Source organism: Janibacter massiliensis (assembly GCF_900289115.1).
Taxonomy (GTDB): Bacteria; Actinomycetota; Actinomycetes; order Actinomycetales; family Dermatophilaceae; genus Janibacter_A; species Janibacter_A massiliensis.
Genome location: NZ_LT985196.1, coordinates 816,980 through 835,686 on the forward strand (window position 1 = coordinate 816,980; position 18,707 = coordinate 835,686).

The window sequence follows — 18,707 nt, forward strand, 5'->3', positions numbered from 1 at the left end:
CTTAACCCGTACGCTGGGGGCATGACGACGGCAGACGTGCACGACCTCGTGCCGCACACGTGCCGGGACCTCGTGTTCGGGACTGCCGCGGGTCTGCTCGCCTACGAGGACGCGTTCGACGAGCCGCTTGACGAGATCGCGGAGTTGTTCGCCGGCGCGTGAACGCGCTCCTCGACACGCTCCGGTGCGGCCTCCACCGGCGGGGCGCCAAGCAGTTCGCGCATCTCGTTGCCGTGCTTGCGGATCTGATGCGGACCCCAGCCCTCGGTCTCGGCGGTCCATGCCATGAGCTGGAACTTTAGGCTCTGCGCCTTTGACACGTACTGCTTGATCTTCGCCTCTGGCACGAGGTTGGAGCGCTGCAAGTTCTCCGATGCGCTTATGCCCGGCATGCGCTGTCAACGGCTGCGGCGGTAGATCTCCCTGCGGTGCCCGACGGCGAGGACGAGGACGCGGAGCACGCCATCGTCGATGTCGTAGACGATGCGGTAGTCGCCGGTACGCACCCGCCACTCGCCGGCGCCGCCCTTCAGCTTGCTGGCGTTGGCGGGCCGCGGGTCCGATGCCAGCAGGTCAATGGCGGTCCGCACGCGCCTGCGCGCCGCACCGTCGAGCTTGCGCAGCTGGCGTGAGGCGGCCGGGGCGATCTCGACCAGGTAGGTCATGCCATGCCGAGGTCGGCCTTGACCTGCTCCCACGGGATCGCACCCTCGGCGTCGATCTCCTCCCGAGCGGCTCGAGCGGCTTCGATGTCAGCGAGGTCTTCTGCGGCCTCGATGAGTCGGTCGAGATCGTCGGCGTCGATGACGGCGGCGACCCGTTGGCCCCGCCGGGTCAGGTACACGGGGTCGTGCCGAACCCGAGCCGAGTCCACGACATCGGCCAGCCGGGCGCGCGCATCGGTCACGGTCATCTCACTCATGCACGTGATTGTGCGCTGAAACCGCCGAAATGTACATCGGTGAGGTGGGTGAAGCGGTGCGGGCGGCGAGCAGCTGCGAGGGGCCGGTCGGCGTCCCGCCGTTGGTGGAGGACCACCTCTCCCGTCAGGACGTTCTCCTCGCCCCGGCCGCCTCCGCGGTGCCTGACCGCGGATCCCTCGCAGGAGAATTCGTCCAGCAGCTGGCGGATAGCGCGAGTCACCAGGTGACCATACGACCCGCCGTGGCGCGGGGCTGCGCGGCTCAGCGGACGCCCCGCGGTCTCGCTCGACGGTCGTCCGTCTGTCGTCGGGCGGTGGCATCGACGCTGATCCGCGCTCGTCGGCGACTTCCCGCTGTCGGTGCTGCTTGGCAGCCTTCCGGTATGGACGCACACCGCCGACCGTTGTTCGACGGCGCCAGACGCACTGATGGGTCTCCGGGCAAGCACCGCGAGTCCACCTTCGAGTTCTTGAACCGTGTCGCAGGGGACTACTGGGAACACCCTCGGGATCTGATGCAGCAGTGGCTTGACCACGTCTCGAGCGGAGACGAGTATATGGATCTGCGCAATCGCCTGCGCAGTCGGGATGACGACCAGTTCCGAAGCGCCTTTCTCGAGCTCTACCTACACGAAAGCCTGTTGCGCGCCGGCTACGAGGTCACTATCCACCCAGACGTCGCGGGCACTTCGTCTCGGCCAGACTTCTCGGCTGAGCGCGACGGCGAAAGGATTTACGTCGAAGCAATCGCTCCCGGCGCGACTCCGACAGCGAAGGCCGCCGCGCAGCGGCGTGCCGTCCTCTTCGACGTGGTGGACCAGGTCCCGGACCTCCGGTTCTATCTGTGGTTGAACGATCTGTCTGACGGGCCGCGACCCCCGGCCGCGGCTCGCCTACGCGCTGACCTCACTCGTTGGCTCTCCACTCTTGACCCCACCAGTGAGATCGATCTCGATCGTGCCGCGACCTACGAGTGGACCCACGATGGGTGGTCGGCCACGTTCAAGGCCATTCCTGCCGGGCCCGGACCCCAGCGTCGAGGTGCCGACCACCGAGCGATCGGTGTGTATGGGCACACCCGGGCGGGCATAGTTGACGACGCGCCATGGATCCGCAAAGCGCTCACCAGCAAGCACCGCAAGTATGGGGACCTCGACGCCCCGTTTGTCGTGGCAATCGGCACCTACAACTTCGCTAGTGACCGTTGGCACGCCACCAATGCTCTGTACGGAGGGGAGGCGTACCGCTTGAGTGAGACGGAGGCAAGCGAAATTCGGGCACAGCCGTTTCGACACCCTGACGGCTACTTTGGCGCCCCGCCAAGGTGGCAGAACCGTCACGTGGCTGGCGTGCTGGTTGTGAACCAGCTGATGCCGTATCACGTGCAGCGGGCCGAGGTCACTCTTTGGCGCCATCCGGCCCCCTTCCGCGGGCTGCCCCGGGATCTGGGGATCCCCGCAGCAACAGTTCAAATCGAAGGTAGACAGCTGGATCAGCAGCCCCCGACCGGGACCGCGCAGGACTTCTTCGGTCTGTCCGATCCTTGGCCACCCGGCGAACCGTGGTCCGGGCGAACTCGCTACGGACTGATGAGACGCGGATAGAGGGAATTTTCGAGGAAACCTCGACGCAAGTATCGTCCATGTGCCGGGAGTACCCCGGACCGCCGTGTGATCGCCCGACGAGCGCCACACGGGGTTGCACCAACGGGGACGGTGTTCGTCATGGTCCCTGCACGAATGCCGCAAACAACTCCCGCGGACTCTGACGTGTCCTCGTGGAGGGGTGTTGCCCTAATTCGCTCCGGCCCTTAGTTTCCAGGCTTCCTGTCTGCGCCGGTCGCACCCTTCACACGCACGGTGCAACTTCTTCACACGTCACCCAAGCAGGGCCGGCAGTTACTCAGGGGGCCGTCGGACCAGCACTGATGCCGGGCCCGAATTTCCGTTCCTTTGAGGCGCGCTCGACCAGCCCCGCGCTGAACAGGTTCACGAGGGTCACTGCGAGGGAGACAGCAACGGTGGCTTCCTCCATGGAGACATCCCCCGGCGCGCTCGGCTGTCCACCGTGTCGATCGTGCTGTCCGTGCCAAAGCACCCTGGCCATGCCGATCAGAACTTCGGTGGGTGGGGCCTGGGCGTGCAAGCGCTTCATGGGGAGCAGCCAGTCAGTTTGATTCTCCATCTGTTTGAGCACGGTGCCGAGCGTTGCCGATTGGTTGTTCGGCGACACCACCGGGATTGCTGCGTCCTCCACCGCTTTGATTGCCAAGCCGTACGCGGCACTGGCGTTGGGCTCGATCCCGTACAGCGCCTCCCATGCGCTGGCCAGTCGTGCGCCCGCTCGGTCGGCGCTGGCAATGACCGCGTCGGCGGCTACCTGCACGCCCTTCGGCACGCGGCGGACGAGTGCCACCCGGCCGGTTCGTTCCCCCACCTGCCAAGCCGACTTCGATCGCGTGAGAGCCGCATCCAGAGCCCGGTCGTCGGCCTGGTCTGCGTGAGCGAGTAGGTAGTCAACGATCATCAGAGGCTTCTGGCTCTGTTTCAGAGCCGCCATCACGATCTTGAACTGAGCCTCTCCTTGCGCTGCACCATTCTCCCGCATACGGATCGCCGGTAGCCCAATCTGGAGCGTCTGGCACATGGCCTCTACCAGCGTCTCCTGAACCATGGGGAACCGGCCGCTGCCATCCCTGTATCGGCGGTGAGTTGTGATCGTGTTGCGGATCCACGCCCATAGGGCAGTGTCGAGCCACACGGGCACGCCCTCGTGCAGCGCGTCGTACTCCGCGATTTGGTCTTCAGTCTCGACTCCAAGCGGGCGCCACGTCTCATCAGCCATGATCAAGATATTGACACTCGGTGGCGACATCGTCACGGAGGTCACTTGCTCAGGGCTACCGACAGGGTCAGGCACGGCGCGCCCGCAGTCAGCGGGCTATCGCCACCGCTCTGACGCCGCGGAACCGGCCGCTGGCAGCCCCCGGCCTTGCCACGCCGGTCGGAGCCCATGTCGCTCCCTTCACTCCGTGTTGGCGAGCTCCTCGTCAGGACGATGTGCCAGTAGCGACCCAGCCCAGGGCACGGGCCACCCATGGCGTGCCGCAGCGCGCTGAACGTTCCACGGTCGAACCCGAAGACATCGGTGTCCTTCGCGGTGAAGAGGACCGTCAATTTCGGCGCGAAGACTTCTGTGGGAGTGAGGAGGCTCGACTCGTCGCCAAGGTCGCGGCGGGCCGCGACAACGAACTCCGCGTACAGCCGCATGATGACCGGACCCGGCGCGTCGCCGTAGGCTCCCTGCATCATCCGTCCGAATGCCCGTTGGCAGTCATCCGATGCGTAGGCCAGGGCCTCGCGCCAGAACTCATTCATTACCCGCATCTACCGACACGGCGTGCAGCGACAGCGTGACCGTCGATATCAGCGCGCGAGCATCCACACCCGCTGCAGCGGCAGTCGCACGCGCACCTCGTCCGGCAACTTCTCGTAGTTGTTCTGGACGGTCTCGATGATGTCGGCCGACTCCCACACCTTGATCTTGAAACGCTGATGCTTGACTGCGTCACGAGCCGGCTTGGACAGCCCGGCCCACGTAGCGATCAGTCCATAGTCGGCGCCTTGGGAGGCCACGAGCCCGGTGAGTTGAGAGATCGCCTCCGATCCGACCTGAGGGGTCTTGACCTGGACGACGATCTTCGGTGACTCCAGTCCGAGCAGTCCGCGCCCAGCCACGCGACGGTCTCGATGACCTGCTTGCCGCCACCCCGGCGATTCCTGGGACGCCGATGGGCGAGCCCGGGACGCGTGAGCTCCCCAGGCAGACCCACCGCCGGATCCTCCGCACCTTCGCCCGCGGCCGGCTTGACCGCTCGGTGACCGAGGTCTGAGGTTCGGCCTGGAGAGAGCGCGCCGGCAAGTCGCGGCCGTGTGTTGGCGGGGTGTCGTGGTCAGGGCGCCGCGCTACATTCAGCCGTATGTCAGATGCGACCGAGTCGCTTGAATTGATTCACCACGCGCTCACGCAGGCCGGGGCCGTCGTCCAGCCGGTTGACGATGAACTGGACTTCGAATTTCGCGGGCACAGGGGGACTGCCCGCATCGAGGGGCCCAATCAATGCCTCATTCTCGTGATCCTGGACGCGTCGAACTGCTTGGTGGAACTGGGCCCTGACGTCGACTCGGCCGGATGGGACGCCTTCGCAGCGCTTGAACTCGGCGATGGTTCAGGGGCGAGTCCGGAAGAGGGAGAGGTCGACTTCGACCCGGATGTTGCCGCCGAATGGATCGAGCAGGTCAGACCAAGGTACGGACGACTGAGGACCGGACAGGGGGAGCCGGGCGAGTGGGTCATGCTCTACGAGTGCGATATCCCCAGAGGGTCTGAGAACCTGAGCACAGTGGCGCTCGAGGAGGCGCTCGACCTGTCGCGGCACTACTGGTGGACGGCCCCCGGCGTCGCAGGCATCGATCCGATCCACCCCGAGTGCGACCCCCTGACGGTCTCGCCCAAGAACGCGTGGCTGATCTTCGGAGACGGGGCGTCCATTCCTGGCCAGCGGGAGATCGACGAGGCCCGCGCAGACGCCGCACGGGGGGTGTACTGGTACGACTGGACATGCGCAAAGCAGACTGAGCCCGGCGACCTGCTGTTCGGCTATTTCATCGATCCGGACAAGTCGATCCTCTTCGTCGCACGAGCGGCGACGGCGGCGTTCTACTCGGATCAGCAGGTCAACGCCAGGCGCAGGCTCAGGGGTGCACGGTGGTGGACCGTCATCAGCCCACCGGAGATGATTCCGCCAATCTCTTTCGCTGAACTTCAACAGGCGGCTGGGGCGCCCCTGAACCTCAAGGGCGCGAGCGGCAAGCTGTTGCGTCCCGAGGCGGCCACTCTTCTGATGGACAAGATTCGGGCCAGCGGGCCGATGACCGCCGCGCTGGCGGCAGTGCTGAGCCCGGTCACTGGAGATCCTGACCTGACCGACCCCGCCACCACAGATCTCGCGGCGTGGCGAGACATTCCGTCAGGGCCGATGCACAAGGAAGCCCTGGTTGAGCAGCACGTGGTTGAACCCCTTCTTCGCCTGACATTGGGCCACACGAACCGGACATGGAGTCGGCAGTACCGCGTGGGCCGAGGTTTGGCTGACTACGTCGTCCTCGAGGGAGATCGGCCAGTGTGCGTGGTGGAGGCCAAGATCCGCATCCGGCACTCCGCGGGGCAAGAATGGTCGCACTCGCCCGACTTCCAGCAGGTGTCTCGGTACGCCGCGAAGCTGGGCTGCCCGTCCGTGCTGATCGATGCACACGAGATGCATCTGATTGAGGCGGGTGGGCAGGCGCCTCAGCGCTCGATCAGACGCGCGGATGTCTCGACGGCGGACTTGGAGGCCATCGGAAAACACCTGGGCGCCCGGTAGACACGCCCGGGCGGGCGCAGCCGAAGGTCGCTCCGGGCACAAGGTCGGCGAGCGGGCCACTGAGCCGTAGCTGAGGTCTAGAGTGACGAGCGAGGGTCTGGGAGCGGGAGGAAAGATGGGTACTGGGGTCGCGGGGGATGCTCGGACACCGTGGATCGACACGACGTTCGACTTCCGGTCGGACGCGGATGGTGGCGACCCGGATCGGACGAGCCCGACGTTGCGGCGCTACCACCAGATCCTGTGGAGCAAGGACCTGCCGTGCGGTCGACAGTTCGACCTCGACACGACGACCGAGTGGGAGTACCTGCACCACCGGTCCGACCTCGGGGAGTTCTTCCTGAGCAGTGACGCGGTCATCGCGACGTATCAGGAATGGATCTCCACGCGGGACCTCATCGCGCAGATGCCCGAGGGAGACGTCGATGAGTTCGAGACGCTGGGGTACACGATCGGCGGGATGATGATCTTTCCGAGCAACCGGGTCGACGGCGCTTGGACGATCAACATGGCCCGCGGGATGCACCGCTCCCAGATCGCCGACCGGATGGATCTCACGCTCGAGTGCATCCGTCGCTACTACGATGGCGATCTCGACACTCCGCTCGGCGCCACGCTTGCGCGGTACCCCGAGTTCTTCGCCCTGTTCGAGTCGTTCCAGGGGTACGTCGACTACTTCCTGCTCAACGACCTGGCGCCCGACGGCCGGGTGCAGTTCTTCCTCCCGTTCGACGGCTTCAACGGGAGGGCAGTTCCCGAGGACGCGGCCCAGTACGCGGAGTTCCGGAACCGTTCGATGGAGTTCGTGCGTCGGCGGAATCTCAGGATCGAGGCGTGGGAACGACACGCCCGCACGTGAAGATCGACGAAGGGCCGCACCGACTGCTCGGTGCGGCCCTCCGTCCGTTGGAGCCGATGACGGGAATCGAACCCGCGTGTCCAGCTTGGGAAGCTGGCGCTCTACCATTGAGCTACATCGGCGCGCGCCCATCGAGCGCAGCGAGTAGCGTACCGCACGCGGCGCGCAGCGCCCCTCCCCGTCCCGCAGCGTCGCTGGTCGGGCCACCTCCCCCCTGAAGCAGAACGGAACACCCCTGTGTCCACCGTGCCCGGCGCCGAGCCCGACGCGCCCACGCCCGCCCGCCCCGAGATGCGGGACGGCCGGATCTACGACCGCACCCACCCGGACCACCCCGACTACAGCGACAAGATCGACGCCGGCGTCCTGAAGATCGCTGGCGTCGTCGTCATCGGCGCGATCATGTCGATCCTCGACATCACTGTCGTCAACGTCGCGCTGCCGACCTTCCAGCGGGTCTTCGCCGACGGCGGCGAGGAGCTCGCGTATTCGACCGTCGCCTGGACGGTCACCGCCTACACCCTCGCCCTGGCCACGGTCATCCCGCTCACCGGCTGGGCGGCCGACCGGTTCGGAACGAAGCGCCTCTACCTGATCGCCGTCGCACTCTTCACCCTCGGGTCCGCCCTGTGCGCGATGGCGAGCTCCATCGAGATGCTCGTCTTCTTCCGCGTCCTCCAAGGCCTCGGCGGCGGCATGCTCATGCCGCTCGGCATGACGATCATGACCCGCGCCGCCGGCCCCGAGCGGATGGGTCGCCTCATGGCCATCCTCGGCGTCCCGATGCTCCTCGGCCCCATCCTCGGGCCGATCCTCGGCGGCTGGCTCATCGACGACTTCAGCTGGCACTGGATCTTCGCCATCAACATCCCGCTGGGCCTCATCGCGATCCTCTACGCCCTCAAGGTCCTTCCGAAGGACCACGTCGAGCCGAGCGAGACCTTCGACTGGATCGGCATGCTCCTCATGTCCCCGGGCCTGGCGCTCTTCCTCTACGGCGTGAGCTCCATCCCTGAGGAGGGCACCTTCTTCTCGACGAAGGTCGGCGTCCCCGCGACGATCGGTGTCCTGCTCATCGTCGCGTTCGTGTTCTGGGCCTTCCGCCCGAAGCACCCCCTGCTGGACCTGCGGCTGTTCCGCAACCGCAACCTCACGGTCTCGACGATCACGATGTTCCTCTTCGGAGCGGCCTTCTTCGGCGGCCTGCTGCTCGTCCCGACCTACTTCCAGCAGGTCCGTGGCGAGTCCACGCTCAACGCCGGTCTCCTCGTCGCCCCGCAGGGCCTCGGGGCCATGCTGACGATGCCGATCGCCGGTGCCCTCGCGGACAAGATGCCCGTCGGTCGCATCGTCCCGTTCGGCCTCCTGGCGATCATCGTCGGCTTCGCCGGCCTGACCCAGATCACCGACACCACGCCCTACCCGGTGCTCTGCGGCTTCCTCTTCGTCATGGGGCTGGGCATGGGCGGCACGATGATGCCGATCATGACTTCGGCGCTGAAGACGCTGCGCGCCCACGACGTCGCCCGCGGCTCGACGCTGCTCAACATCGTCCAGCAGGTCGCGAGCTCGATCGGCGTCGCGATCATGTCCGTCCTCCTGACGAACGCCTTCAAGGACCGGCCGCTCATCGGGCAGGCCCAGGAGTTCGGCCAGGCTGCCGAGGGCGTGAAGGACCCCCGCCAGGTCGGTGCGCTCCTCGAGAAGTTCCCCGAGGTGGCCAAGGTCCTCGCGCCGTTCGGAAGGGACCAGGCCGCCGGCCAGGCCGCGCTCATGTCGCAGGTGCGGCAGCAGATGGCCGAGGCGTTCGCGCACTCGTACTGGGTCGCGCTCGGGCTCGTCGCCCTCACGCTCCTCCCGGCGTTCTTCCTGCCGCGCAAGCACGAGGAGTCGCACCTGCTCGACGACGAGGACGAGGGCACCCGCGCGCCCGTCGTCCTCCACTGACAGGACCGGGCGTCCCCGCCGGCGTCATTCGTCGGCGGGGACGCCCGCCTCGAGCTCGGCGAGCCACGCCGTGGGCCGGGCGTCCGACGGCATCCGCCAGTCACCGCGGGGGGACAGCGCCCCACCGGGGGAAACCTTCGGCCCGTTCGGCAGCGCGGACCGTTTGAACTGGTTGGCGAAGAAGCGCTCGAGGAACACCCGCAGCCACCGACGGATCTCCCCGAGGTCGAAGGCGCCCTTCTCGTCGTCCGGCAGCCCCGCGGGCCACGCCCCGGCGTCGGCGTCGCGCCACGCGTGCCACGCGAGGAAGGCGATCTTGCTCGGGACGTACCCCCGCCGCAGCACGTGGAAGAGCGTGAAGTCCTGCATCGCGTACGGGCCGATCTTCGCCTGCGTCGACTGCGGGGCGTCGCCGGAGGTGCTCGGGACGAGCTCGGGGGAGATCTCCGTGCCGAGGATCGACGTCAGCGTCGCCCCGACCTCCTCCTCGAACTGGCCGGACGAGACGACCCACCGGATGAGGTGCTGCATGAGCGTCTTCGGGACGCCCGCGTTCACCCCGTAGTGCGACATCTGGTCGCCGACGCCGTAGGTGCACCAGCCGAGCGCGAGCTCCGAGAGGTCCCCGGTGCCCAGGACGATCCCGCCGCGCTGGTTCGCGAGCCGGAACAGGTAGTCCGTCCGCAGCCCGGCCTGGACGTTCTCGAAGGTCACGTCGTAGACCGACGCGTCGTGCGGCCCGTCGGGGTCGAGCCCGAACGGGTGCCCCATCTCCTTGAGCATCTGCGTCGCCGCGGGCCGGATGTCCAGCTCCTCGAAGGTCACCCCGAGCGCCTCCGAGAGGGCGATCGCGTTCGTCTTCGTCCGATCGCTCGTGGCGAACCCCGGCATGGTGAACGCGAGGATGTCGCTGCGCGGTCGGCCGAGCCGGTCCATCGCCTTCGCCGCGACGATGAGCGCGTGGGTGCTGTCGAGCCCGCCGCTGACGCCGATGACGATCTTCGGCTGCCACGTGTCGGTCGCGATCGCCCGCAGGCGCTGCTCGAGCCCGGCGACCTGGATCGTGTACGCCTCGTAGCAGTCGAGCGCCAGGCGCGCCTCGTCGTCGGGGACGAAGGGGAAGCGGTCGACGTGCCGCCGCAGCCCGAGGTCACCGGCCGGGGGTCGCAGCTCGAAGTGGATCTCCCGGAAGGCGAGCGAGCTCGCGCCGAAGGACCCGGTCGAGGCAGCCGTGCCGATCCCCGCGCCGCCGATCCCGTTGACGCCGAGCGCCCGGGCGTTGTCGTCGAACGAGGGGACCCGCAGCCGCTCCTGCCGGATCCGGTCGAGGTCGATGTCTGCGACGCTGCGCCTGGGCCCTTCGGGGAAACGCTCGGACTCGGCGAGCAGGTCCCCGATCTCGTAGACCATCGTCTGCCCGTCCCACGACAGGTCGGTGCTCGACTCGCCCTCGCCGGCCGCGGCGAAGACGTACGCGGCGGTGCACCGGGCGGAGGCCGACCGGGTGAGCAGGTGCCGGTCCTCGGACTTCGCGACGGTGATCGGCGACCCCGAGAGGTTGACCAGGACGTGGGCCCCGCCGAGGGCCGCGAGCGCGCTCGGCGGCACGGGCACCCACATGTCCTCGCACACCTCGACGTGGAACGACAGGTCCGGCAGGTCGCTCGCGCGGAAGATGAGGTCCGGCCCGAACGGGATCTCCTCGCCCGGCTCGCCCGTCGGCCCGGGCACCCCGGCGATGGTGATGAGCTCGTCGGCCATGACCTCGCCCGAGGCGAAGTGCCGCTTCTCGTAGAACTCGCGGTAGTTGGGCAGGTACGACTTGGGTGCGATCCCCAGGACGCACCCGTCGTGGAGGACGACCGCGCAGTTGAAGAGGCGGTTGCCGTTGCGCAGCGGGGCCCCGACGACGACGACCGGCCGCAGCCCCGAGGTCGCGGCGGCGAGCTCGGCGAGCGCGGCCTCGACGTCACGGAGCAGGACGTCCTGGAGGAGCAGGTCGTCGATCGAGTACCCGGTCAGCGACAGCTCGGGGAAGACCGCGAGGGCGACCCCCTCGGCGTGGCACTCCTGCACCTGCTCGACGTGCCGCTGGGCGGCCTCGAGCGGGTCGGCCAGGGCCGTCGGCAGGGTGCACGCGGCGACGCGGGCGAACCCGTGGCGGTAGATGTTGGCGAACTCGTCGAGCGAGGGCGAGCGGGTCATGGGGCCACGCTACGGCCCGGCGTCGGCCTGTCGCGCGCTCAGCGTCGGTACCACGGGACGCAGGCGCGCCGCGGCTCGCCGGTGCCCTCGCGCGGACCCCACACCTGGACGTCCCCGAACGTCGCGAGCCGGACGAGCCCGAGCTCGCGCGCCTCGCGGACGTGCCGGACGGGGTTTCGCTGCGGCTCGTACTCGCCCTCCCGCGCCAGGTCGACGGCGACGTAGTCGGGCGGCAGCTGCGGGTGCAGCTCGCGCATGACGACGTTGTCCTTCGTCAGGCGGATCGCGAGCCGGTCCTCGGCGATGACGCACCGGTCGGGCGGGATCATCGCCCGGGCCGCGGCAAGGTCCCTCTCACGCTGCTGCTGCCGGTAGGAGACGCCGGAGAACTCGTCGGCCAGGCGCCAGACCGTCGGCGCGGCGAGCATGCCGAGCGGGGCGCTGAGCGCGAGGACCCCCGACAGGATCCGGCCGGTCCGCCCCAGGCGCGCCCGGCTCGCGCCCGGCCCCTGGCGCAGCCGCCGGGTGGCGCGCCACCGCTGAAGGTTCCGGGCGCCGTGGAGCGCGGCGAGGACGAGGAAGGGCCAGATGATGGCCTGATAGTGGAAGTGCGGCCCCCACAGGCGCTCGCGGTCGGAGAAGAAGCGCTCGGCGAGGATCGGCAGCGCGACGAGCGAGTACCGCGACAGCAGCGGCAGGCCCAGCAGCGGGACGACGAGCAGGAGCATCGTCACCGTCTTGATCGGCGGGAGGAAGAACAGCTCCGCGGCGTGCAGCGGGTCGGTGAGGATCGCGACGATCGCGCTCGGCGCATCGGGGCCGAGCGACTCGTACTCCCAGTACGCGAACTGCCCGTCCGGCGCGTACCGGGGCAGGAACCATCCCGTCACCGCGACGTAGTGCAGCGCCCCGACGACGACGAAGCCCGCCCCGACCCGCCGCCCGCCGCGCATGGTGAGCAGGACGAGCCCGAGGACGGCCAGGACGATGCCCATGTCCTCCCGGACGAGCAGGAGCAGCAGACCCCAGAGCACGACGGGCCGCCACGCTCGACGATCGACCGCCTCGACGAGGGCCGCCGCGATCGGCAGGCCGAAGGAGATCTCGTGGACGTCGTGGTCGACCATCGCCTGGATCGGGAAGCCGAGGAGGTACCCGCCGACGAACACGTCCGACCACGGCTGCGGCAGGTAGCGGCGGGCCAGTCGCCAGATCGGCCACGCCGAGAGCAGGACGAGGACGACCTGGAGGATCAGCAGGGTGCGGGGGTCGTCCCAGATCCAGTAGAAGGGCGCCGCTACGGCGATGATCGGGTGGAAGTGGTCGCCCCAGATGAGGTAGTCGACGCCCTTGATCGACACGTACGGCCGTCGGCCGTGGGCGTAGGCCCGCACCGCCTGGTCGAAGATCCCGAGGTCGTAGCCGGCGGCCTGCCAGCGGTTCCACCGGGACAGGGTGTGCACGAGGTAGAGGGTGCCGATGGCGACGAGTCCGAGGGTCCGCAGGAGCGTGCTGCGGTCCGGGCGTCGGAGGGTCGGCACCCGGGGGAGGCTAGTCGACCTCGCCCGCGCCGGTGCCTGCCGTAGCCTGCACCCGTGCTCCTCTCCGACCGCGACATCCGCGCCGAGGTCGAGGCCGGCCGGGTCGGGCTCGACCCGTGGGACGCCTCGATGATCCAGCCGAGCAGCGTCGACGTGCGCCTCGACAAGTTCTTCCGGCTGTTCGACAACCACAAGTACCCGGTCATCGACCCCGCGGAGGACCAGCCGGAGCTGACCCGGCTCGTCGAGGTGGACCCCGCGGACGGCTTCGTCCTCCACCCCGGCGAGTTCGTCCTCGGCTCGACCCTCGAGCAGGTCACCCTCCCCGACGACCTCGCCGCCCGGGTCGAGGGCAAGTCGAGCCTGGGCCGGCTGGGTCTGCTCACCCACGCCACCGCCGGCTTCGTCGACCCGGGCTTCTCCGGGCACGTGACGCTCGAGCTGAGCAACGTCGCGACGCTGCCGATCATGCTGTGGCCGGGGATGAAGATCGGTCAGCTGTGCTTCTTCCGGCTGTCCAGCCCGGCTGAGCACCCCTACGGCAGCAAGCAGTACGGCTCGCACTACCAGGGCCAGCGCGGGCCGACGGCCAGCCGGTCGTTCGCGAACTTCCACCGGACGCCGGTCTGACGTGACCGTCCGTCCCGGCGGCGTCGGCACCCACGACGGGCAGGCGCCCCGGTCCGGCTCCCTCGCCGACATCGTCGAGGTGGTCCGGCCCGACGACGACGCTGCCGTGACGGAGGAACCGCGCCGCACCGGACCACGGCCGGCGCTGCGCTGGGTCGTCCGTCCCCGCCGGGCCCGAGCCGTCGTCCTCGTCCTCCACGGCGGGTCGGAGAGGTCGACGAGCGCGGCCCGCTGGTGGGACCCCGCCGTGCTCCGGATGGTCCCGTTCGCGCTCGAGTCGGCCGCCCGTGGCCGGGGGCGGGTCGCGGTCGCCCAGCTGCGGTTCGGCGTCCGCGGCTGGAACGAGGGTGTCGAGGACCCCGTCCGCGACGCCCGGTGGGCGCTCCGGCGGATCCGCGCGCACTACCCCGACCTGCCGATCGGGATCATCGGCCACTCGATGGGTGGCCGGACCCTCCTGCACCTCACCGGCAGCCGGAACGTGGCCGCCGCGGTCTTCCTCGCGCCGTGGGTCCCGGAGGAGGACCTGCCGCGGGTGCGGGCCAACCGTGGGCTGCAGGTGCTCCTGCTCCACGGCCGGCTCGACCTCGTCGTCCGGCCCGACCACTCCGAGCTCGCGGCGCAGCGCTACCGGGAGCTCGGCGCGCAGGTCACGCACCTCGAGCTGCCGTACGGCCAGCACTCGATGATGGTCGGGGCCAAGCACTGGCACCGCCGCACGGCCCGGTTCCTGCGCGAGGCCCTCCGCCCCCGAGGCTGAGTCGCGCCGCGGCGGGTGCGTGGACGCGGCTGCTGCGGTCATGTCCGGACGCCGCGGCGATGGCCGGTGCGTCCGACCCGAACCGCGGCGCCTGCATGAGCGCCCCCCGAGCGAGGTGTGGCCGCCGCGTGGGGCGCCCATCGCGGCTCCGGCCTGGGTTGACTCACCGGTAACAGACGGCAGACTGGCGCAGGTGACCGCCTCGACCGACCGCCCCGTCGTCTCCGCCTCCGTGAGCACGGACGGCCGCGACTCCCCGGGCCGCCGCTGGGACCCGCGTGACCCCGACGCGACCGAGATCCCCGGCGAGCGGGTGAGCGCCTTCGCCGACGACGCGCTCGGCACGGGCGACGCGACCGACGTCGCCCACCGGATCGCCTCGGGGGAGATCAGTGCCGCCGAGGCGGTCGAGGCCGCGATCGCCCGGGTGGAGGCGGTCCAGGGGCGGCTCAACGGCCTGCAGTTCGAGGACTTCGACCGCGCCCGCCGCCGCGCCGCGACCGTCCCGACGAGAGGGGACGCCGTCGCCGCGTTCGCCGGGGTCCCGGGCGCCTTCAAGGACAACGTCACCGTCGCCGGGATGCCGCTGACGATGGGCTCCCGGGCCGTCGTTCCTCGGCGGCTGAGCACGGACGGCGGCGTCGTCAAGCAGATCCTCGACACGGGGATGATCCCCATCGGCTCGACGACCTGCCCCGAGTTCGGCTGGACCGCGACGACCGAGCGGCTCGGCGGGGACGTCACCCGCAACCCGTGGCACACCGGGTACTCCTCCGGCGGGAGCTCCGGCGGCTCGGCGGCGTTCGTCGCCTCGGGCGCCCTGCCGATCGCCCACGCGAACGACGGTGGCGGATCCATCCGCATCCCCGCCGCGGCGTGCGGGCTCGTCGGGCTGAAGATGTCGCGCGGGCGCACCCTCGGCGACCCGTCGACCGCCGACACCCCGGTCAAGGTCGTCAACGACGGCGTCCTCACCCGGTCGGTCCGCGACACCGCCCGGATGGTCGCAGCGCTCGAGCAGCGGTACCGCAACCCGCGTCTGCAGCCCGTCGGAGAGGTCGAAGGCCCCGGAGCCCGACGGCTGCGGGTCGGCGTCACGATCGACTCGCCCGTCGGACCTGCGACCGACGCCCCGACCCGGGCCGCCGTCGAGGCCACCCGCGCACTGCTCGACGACCTGGGCCACGACACGGTCGACTTCGCCCCGCCCGTCCCGCGCTTCTTCAAGTCCGACTTCGAGGACTACTGGGCGCTCCTCGCGTTCGCCATCAGCAAGAACGGCCGGAAGCAGTTCGGCCCGGGGTTCGACGCGACGCGGCTCGACCCGCTGACCCTCGGCCTGGCCCAGCGGTTCTCCCGGCGGATCCTCAAGGCCCCGCTCGTCCTCGCACGGCTGCAGGCGTCGTCACGGGCCTACGAGCGCTCCATCGCCGACGTCGACCTCGTCCTCACACCCGTCCTGTCGCACCAGACCCCGCCGATCGGCTACCTCTCGGCCGACCAGCCGTTCGAGGACCACTTCCGCCGGCTCGTCGACTACTGCTGCTTCACCCCGCTGCACAACGCGACCGGGGCCCCCGCGATCAGCCTGCCGCTCGGCGCGACGCCGGACGGCCGCCCCGTCGGGGTGATGTTCAGCGGGGCGCGCGGCAGCGAACGGACCCTCCTCGAGATCGCGTTCGAGCTTGAGGCGGCCCGGCCGTTCGCGAGCGTCGACGGCTCACCCTCGGCGCGAAACGTTTCCATCAGTTAATGTTCTCGGGCCTGCTGGTCCGTGACGTGGCCCCCGGACGGGGGTCGCCGGACCGGCCCGATGGGGACGCACCCGGCGTCACCCAGCTGCGGAAGGGGAGCCGGTGATTCGGCTCGACGGTGTCACGAAGACCTATCCGGACGGCACGACGGCGGTGGACGACCTGAGCCTCGTCGCGCCGAAGGGCCGAATCACCGCCCTCGTCGGGCCCTCCGGCTGCGGCAAGACGACGACGCTGCGGATGATCAACCGGATGATCGAGCCGACGGCCGGGACGATCACCGTCGACGGCCAGGACGTCGCCTCGATGGACGCCGCGCAGCTGCGGCGAGGTATCGGGTACGTGATCCAGCACGGCGGACTCTTCCCCCACCGGACCGTCGAGCGGAACGTGATGACGGTGCCGCTCCTGCTTGGCTGGGACCGCACCCGGGCCCGGGCACGCGCGACCGAGCTGCTCGAGATGGTGGGCCTCGACCCCGCGATGGCGAAGCGCTACCCCAGCCAGCTCTCCGGCGGCCAGCAGCAGCGGGTCGGGGTCGCCCGGGCGCTCGCGGCCGACCCGCCCGTCATGCTCATGGACGAGCCGTTCTCGGCGGTCGACCCGGTCGTCCGCGAGCAGCTGCAGGACGAGTTCCTCCGGCTGCAGCGGGAGCTCGGCACGACGATCGTGCTCGTCACCCACGACATCGACGAGGCCATCAAGCTGGGTGACCAGGTCGCCGTGCTGCGGGTCGGGGGACGGCTCGCGCAGGCGGCCGACCCGGCGACGCTCCTGACCCACCCGGCCGACCCGTTCGTGGCCGACTTCCTCGGCCGGGACCGCGGCTACCGCGGTCTCGGGTTCACCCACGCCCGGTTGCCGATCCACCCGGAGACCACGACGCCGCTCGGCCAGCCGGTCGGGTCCGTCGGCGATCGCTGGGTGCTCGTCGTGGACCCCGCCGACCGGCCGCTCGGATGGGTCGAGCGCGAGCGGGTCGCTGGGCCCGTGACCAAGGACGACCTCGCGCTCGGCGGCACCTTGGCGCCCGTCGACGGCTCCCTCCGGGCGGCCCTCGACGCGGCGCTGTCGTCGCCGAGCCGGCGCGGGGTCGTCGTCGACGGTGACGGCTGCGTCGTCGGGACGGTCCGGGCGCCGGAGGTGGTCGCTGCGATCGAGCGCACCGAACGGCCCGACGCTCCCGACGAGAGCCCGGCGCCGGCCGGGGAGACGTCCTGATGGAGTGGGTCGGCGAGCACCTGGACCTCATCGGCCGGCTGCTCACGCTGCACGCCTGGTACGCGTTCCTGCCGTTGCTCATCGGGCTCGCGCTGTCCATCCCGCTCGGCTGGGCAGCGCACCGCTGGCCCGCGGGCCGTGGCGCGGTCCTCACCGTCACCGGTCTGCTCTACACCGTCCCCTCGCTCGCGCTGTTCATCCTCATGCCGCTCGTCCTCGGCACGAAGATCCTCGACCCGACGAACGTCATCGTCGCGATGACGATCTACACCGTCGCGCTGCTCGTGCGCACCGTCGTCGACGGCCTGGGGTCGGTGCCCGAGGAGGTCGACCGGGCTGCCGTCGCGATGGGTTACGGCCCGCTCCGGCGCTTCCTCGGGGTCCAGCTCCCGCTCGCGGCGCCCGTCATCGCCGCCGGCCTGCGGGTCGCGGCGGTGAGCAACGTGAGCATGCTCTCGGTCGCCTCGCTCATCGGCGTACCCCAGCTGGGGGACCTGCTCACGGACGGCTACAACCGTGACATCCCGGCCGAGCTCGTCGCCGGCATCCTCGCCTGCATCCTCGTCGCGCTCGCGTTCGACGTGCTCATCCAGCTGGTCACCCGCGTGCTCACCCCGTGGACGCGCGCGAGCACCTCCGGGAGGGCGGCATGACCACGTCGATCTGGGCCTGGCTCACCGCCGCCGACAGCTGGCGGGGGCCCGACGGCATCCCGACCCGGCTGCAGGAGCACCTGTCGATCACCGCGCTCGTCCTGCTCATCGCGTCGGCGATCGCGATCCCGCTCGGACTGTGGATCGGGCACAGCGGTCGGGGCCGGTGGCTCGTCGCGCTCGCGAACTCCGCCCGCGCCGTCCCCACGCTCGGCCTGCTCTTCGCCCTGTCGCTGTGGATCGGCCCGCACATCGCCTCGGACCTCGCCTTCACCATCCCGAGCATCGTCGTCCTCGTCCTCCTCGCGATCCCCCCGATCCTGTCCGGGACCTACGCCGGTGTGGACGCGGTCGACCCGGCCGCCCGGGACGCGGCCCGGGGCCTGGGCCTGACCCGCTGGGGCGTCCTGCGGCAGGTCGAGCTGCCGTGCGCCCTGCCGCTCCTGCTCTCCGGGTTCCGCTCGGCCACCCTCCAGGTCGCCTCGACCGCGACGATCGCCGCGGCGATCGGGCTCGGTGGCCTGGGGCGGTACCTCATCGACGGGATCGCCGCCGGGGACTACGCGGCGACGGCAGGCGGGGCCGTCCTCGTCGCGGTCCTGGCCGTCGCGCTCGACGTCCTCCTCGCCCTGCTCACCCGCGTCCTCGTCTCCCCGGGGCTCCGCACCGGCACCGGGCGCGCCCGGCCGCGTCGGACGACCGGCCCCGACGATGCCGCCGCGACCGCCGTCGCGGCCAGCCACACCTGACCACCGACCACCGACCACCGACCACCGACCACCGACGCACC

Annotated in this window: 18 protein-coding genes and 1 tRNA gene; 11 read left to right on the forward strand and 8 right to left on the reverse strand. The window is 70.1% G+C overall.

Translation table 11 applies throughout. From position 1 onward, the window contains the following. The first annotated feature begins 21 nt into the window (after nt 1–21). Nucleotides 22–162, forward strand: a complete 141-nt coding sequence (locus DAA34_RS12085) for a hypothetical protein (RefSeq protein ID WP_158707601.1) — start codon at nt 22–24, stop codon at nt 160–162. A gap of 236 nt (nt 163–398) precedes the next feature. Here the strand turns inward: DAA34_RS12085 and DAA34_RS03980 are convergent, their stop codons facing one another. Together DAA34_RS03980 and DAA34_RS03985 are read right to left on the reverse strand one after the other, a co-directional pair. Continuing rightward, entirely contained in the window at nt 399–665 is a 267-nt protein-coding gene (locus DAA34_RS03980) for a type II toxin-antitoxin system RelE family toxin (protein WP_106817718.1), read from the reverse strand. Further along, a complete protein-coding gene (locus DAA34_RS03985; protein WP_199847415.1) occupies nt 662–922 on the reverse strand; it encodes a type II toxin-antitoxin system Phd/YefM family antitoxin in 261 nt (86 codons plus the stop codon). The genes DAA34_RS03980 and DAA34_RS03985 overlap by 4 nt, the downstream gene beginning before the upstream one ends. Before the next feature lie 383 nt (nt 923–1,305). Between DAA34_RS03985 and DAA34_RS03990 the strand changes: the two genes are divergently transcribed. Further along, nucleotides 1,306–2,526, forward strand: a complete 1,221-nt coding sequence (locus DAA34_RS03990; protein ID WP_106817719.1) for a hypothetical protein — start codon at nt 1,306–1,308, stop codon at nt 2,524–2,526. A 298-nt stretch (nt 2,527–2,824) separates the two neighbouring features. Here DAA34_RS03990 and DAA34_RS03995 read toward each other — a convergent pair whose 3' ends face one another. The 3 genes from DAA34_RS03995 to DAA34_RS04005 are packed head-to-tail and all read right to left on the reverse strand — an operon-like array spanning nt 2,825 to nt 4,659. Beyond that, nucleotides 2,825–3,811 (reverse strand): hypothetical protein, encoded by a 987-nt coding sequence (locus tag DAA34_RS03995; protein WP_158707603.1) that lies wholly within the window; start codon nt 3,809–3,811, stop codon nt 2,825–2,827. Further along, nucleotides 3,808–4,299 carry a hypothetical protein gene (locus tag DAA34_RS04000; protein ID WP_158707604.1) on the reverse strand — a complete coding sequence of 164 codons (492 nt, stop codon included), beginning with the start codon at nt 4,297–4,299 and terminating at the stop codon, nt 3,808–3,810. Before DAA34_RS04000 ends, DAA34_RS03995 begins: the two co-directional genes overlap by 4 nt. Nucleotides 4,300–4,347: 48 nt before the next feature. Further along, nucleotides 4,348–4,659, reverse strand: a complete 312-nt coding sequence (locus tag DAA34_RS04005; protein WP_106817722.1) for a restriction endonuclease — start codon at nt 4,657–4,659, stop codon at nt 4,348–4,350. A 242-nt stretch (nt 4,660–4,901) separates the two neighbouring features. Between DAA34_RS04005 and DAA34_RS04015 the strand changes: the two genes are divergently transcribed. Next, nucleotides 4,902–6,347 carry a hypothetical protein gene (locus DAA34_RS04015; RefSeq protein WP_106817724.1) on the forward strand — a complete coding sequence of 482 codons (1,446 nt, stop codon included), beginning with the start codon at nt 4,902–4,904 and terminating at the stop codon, nt 6,345–6,347. 115 nt (nt 6,348–6,462) lie between these two features. After that, complete coding sequence (locus DAA34_RS04020) at nt 6,463–7,206, forward strand: DUF6994 family protein (RefSeq protein WP_106817725.1); 744 nt, start codon at nt 6,463–6,465, stop codon at nt 7,204–7,206. A gap of 48 nt (nt 7,207–7,254) precedes the next feature. Here DAA34_RS04020 and DAA34_RS04025 read toward each other — a convergent pair. Continuing rightward, a tRNA-Gly gene (locus DAA34_RS04025) sits at nt 7,255–7,328 on the reverse strand. Nucleotides 7,329–7,443: 115 nt separating this feature from the next. Here DAA34_RS04025 and DAA34_RS04030 point away from each other — a divergent pair. After that, nucleotides 7,444–9,153: a DHA2 family efflux MFS transporter permease subunit gene (locus DAA34_RS04030; RefSeq protein ID WP_325027419.1), complete on the forward strand. Its 1,710-nt coding sequence runs from the start codon at nt 7,444–7,446 to the stop codon at nt 9,151–9,153. 24 nt (nt 9,154–9,177) lie between these two features. Here DAA34_RS04030 and DAA34_RS04035 read toward each other — a convergent pair whose 3' ends face one another. Beyond that, entirely contained in the window at nt 9,178–11,358 is a 2,181-nt protein-coding gene (locus tag DAA34_RS04035; RefSeq protein WP_106817726.1) for an NAD(+) synthase, read from the reverse strand. A gap of 38 nt (nt 11,359–11,396) precedes the next feature. Then, nucleotides 11,397–12,899, reverse strand: a complete 1,503-nt coding sequence (locus DAA34_RS04040) for a DUF2079 domain-containing protein (protein WP_158707605.1) — start codon at nt 12,897–12,899, stop codon at nt 11,397–11,399. 54 nt (nt 12,900–12,953) lie between these two features. On the opposite strand from DAA34_RS04040, the gene dcd reads away from it, so the two are divergent. The 6 genes from dcd (at nt 12,954) to DAA34_RS04070 (ending at nt 18,666) form a co-directional block, all read left to right on the forward strand. After that, nucleotides 12,954–13,529 carry a dCTP deaminase gene (gene dcd / locus DAA34_RS04045; protein WP_106819782.1) on the forward strand — a complete coding sequence of 192 codons (576 nt, stop codon included), beginning with the start codon at nt 12,954–12,956 and terminating at the stop codon, nt 13,527–13,529. A 1-nt stretch (nt 13,530) separates the two neighbouring features. Beyond that, a complete protein-coding gene (locus DAA34_RS04050; protein WP_158707606.1) occupies nt 13,531–14,289 on the forward strand; it encodes an alpha/beta hydrolase in 759 nt (252 codons plus the stop codon). A gap of 193 nt (nt 14,290–14,482) precedes the next feature. After that, nucleotides 14,483–16,042 carry an amidase gene (locus DAA34_RS04055; protein ID WP_234354098.1) on the forward strand — a complete coding sequence of 520 codons (1,560 nt, stop codon included), beginning with the start codon at nt 14,483–14,485 and terminating at the stop codon, nt 16,040–16,042. Nucleotides 16,043–16,145: 103 nt separating this feature from the next. After that, complete coding sequence (locus tag DAA34_RS04060) at nt 16,146–17,264, forward strand: ABC transporter ATP-binding protein (protein WP_106817729.1); 1,119 nt, start codon at nt 16,146–16,148, stop codon at nt 17,262–17,264. Beyond that, nucleotides 17,264–17,917: an ABC transporter permease gene (locus tag DAA34_RS04065; RefSeq protein WP_106817730.1), complete on the forward strand. Its 654-nt coding sequence runs from the start codon at nt 17,264–17,266 to the stop codon at nt 17,915–17,917. The genes DAA34_RS04060 and DAA34_RS04065 overlap by 1 nt, the downstream gene beginning before the upstream one ends. Next, nucleotides 17,914–18,666 (forward strand): ABC transporter permease, encoded by a 753-nt coding sequence (locus tag DAA34_RS04070; protein WP_106819786.1) that lies wholly within the window; start codon nt 17,914–17,916, stop codon nt 18,664–18,666. Before DAA34_RS04065 ends, DAA34_RS04070 begins: the two co-directional genes overlap by 4 nt. Nucleotides 18,667–18,707: the final 41 nt, after the last annotated feature.

What these genes read in the sequence shown, in the direction of transcription:
- DAA34_RS12085 (WP_158707601.1), top strand. Translation starts at nt 22, where the DNA reads ATGACGACGGCAGACGTGCACGACCTCGTGCCGCACACGTGCCGGGAC.
- DAA34_RS03980 (WP_106817718.1), bottom strand. Translation starts at nt 665, where the DNA reads ATGACCTACCTGGTCGAGATCGCCCCGGCCGCCTCACGCCAGCTGCGC.
- DAA34_RS03985 (WP_199847415.1), bottom strand. Translation starts at nt 922, where the DNA reads ATGAGTGAGATGACCGTGACCGATGCGCGCGCCCGGCTGGCCGATGTC.
- DAA34_RS03990 (WP_106817719.1), top strand. Translation starts at nt 1,306, where the DNA reads ATGGACGCACACCGCCGACCGTTGTTCGACGGCGCCAGACGCACTGAT.
- DAA34_RS04000 (WP_158707604.1), bottom strand. Translation starts at nt 4,299, where the DNA reads ATGAATGAGTTCTGGCGCGAGGCCCTGGCCTACGCATCGGATGACTGC.
- DAA34_RS04015 (WP_106817724.1), top strand. Translation starts at nt 4,902, where the DNA reads ATGTCAGATGCGACCGAGTCGCTTGAATTGATTCACCACGCGCTCACG.
- DAA34_RS04020 (WP_106817725.1), top strand. Translation starts at nt 6,463, where the DNA reads ATGGGTACTGGGGTCGCGGGGGATGCTCGGACACCGTGGATCGACACG.
- DAA34_RS04035 (WP_106817726.1), bottom strand. Translation starts at nt 11,358, where the DNA reads ATGACCCGCTCGCCCTCGCTCGACGAGTTCGCCAACATCTACCGCCAC.
- DAA34_RS04065 (WP_106817730.1), top strand. Translation starts at nt 17,264, where the DNA reads ATGGAGTGGGTCGGCGAGCACCTGGACCTCATCGGCCGGCTGCTCACG.
- DAA34_RS04070 (WP_106819786.1), top strand. Translation starts at nt 17,914, where the DNA reads ATGACCACGTCGATCTGGGCCTGGCTCACCGCCGCCGACAGCTGGCGG.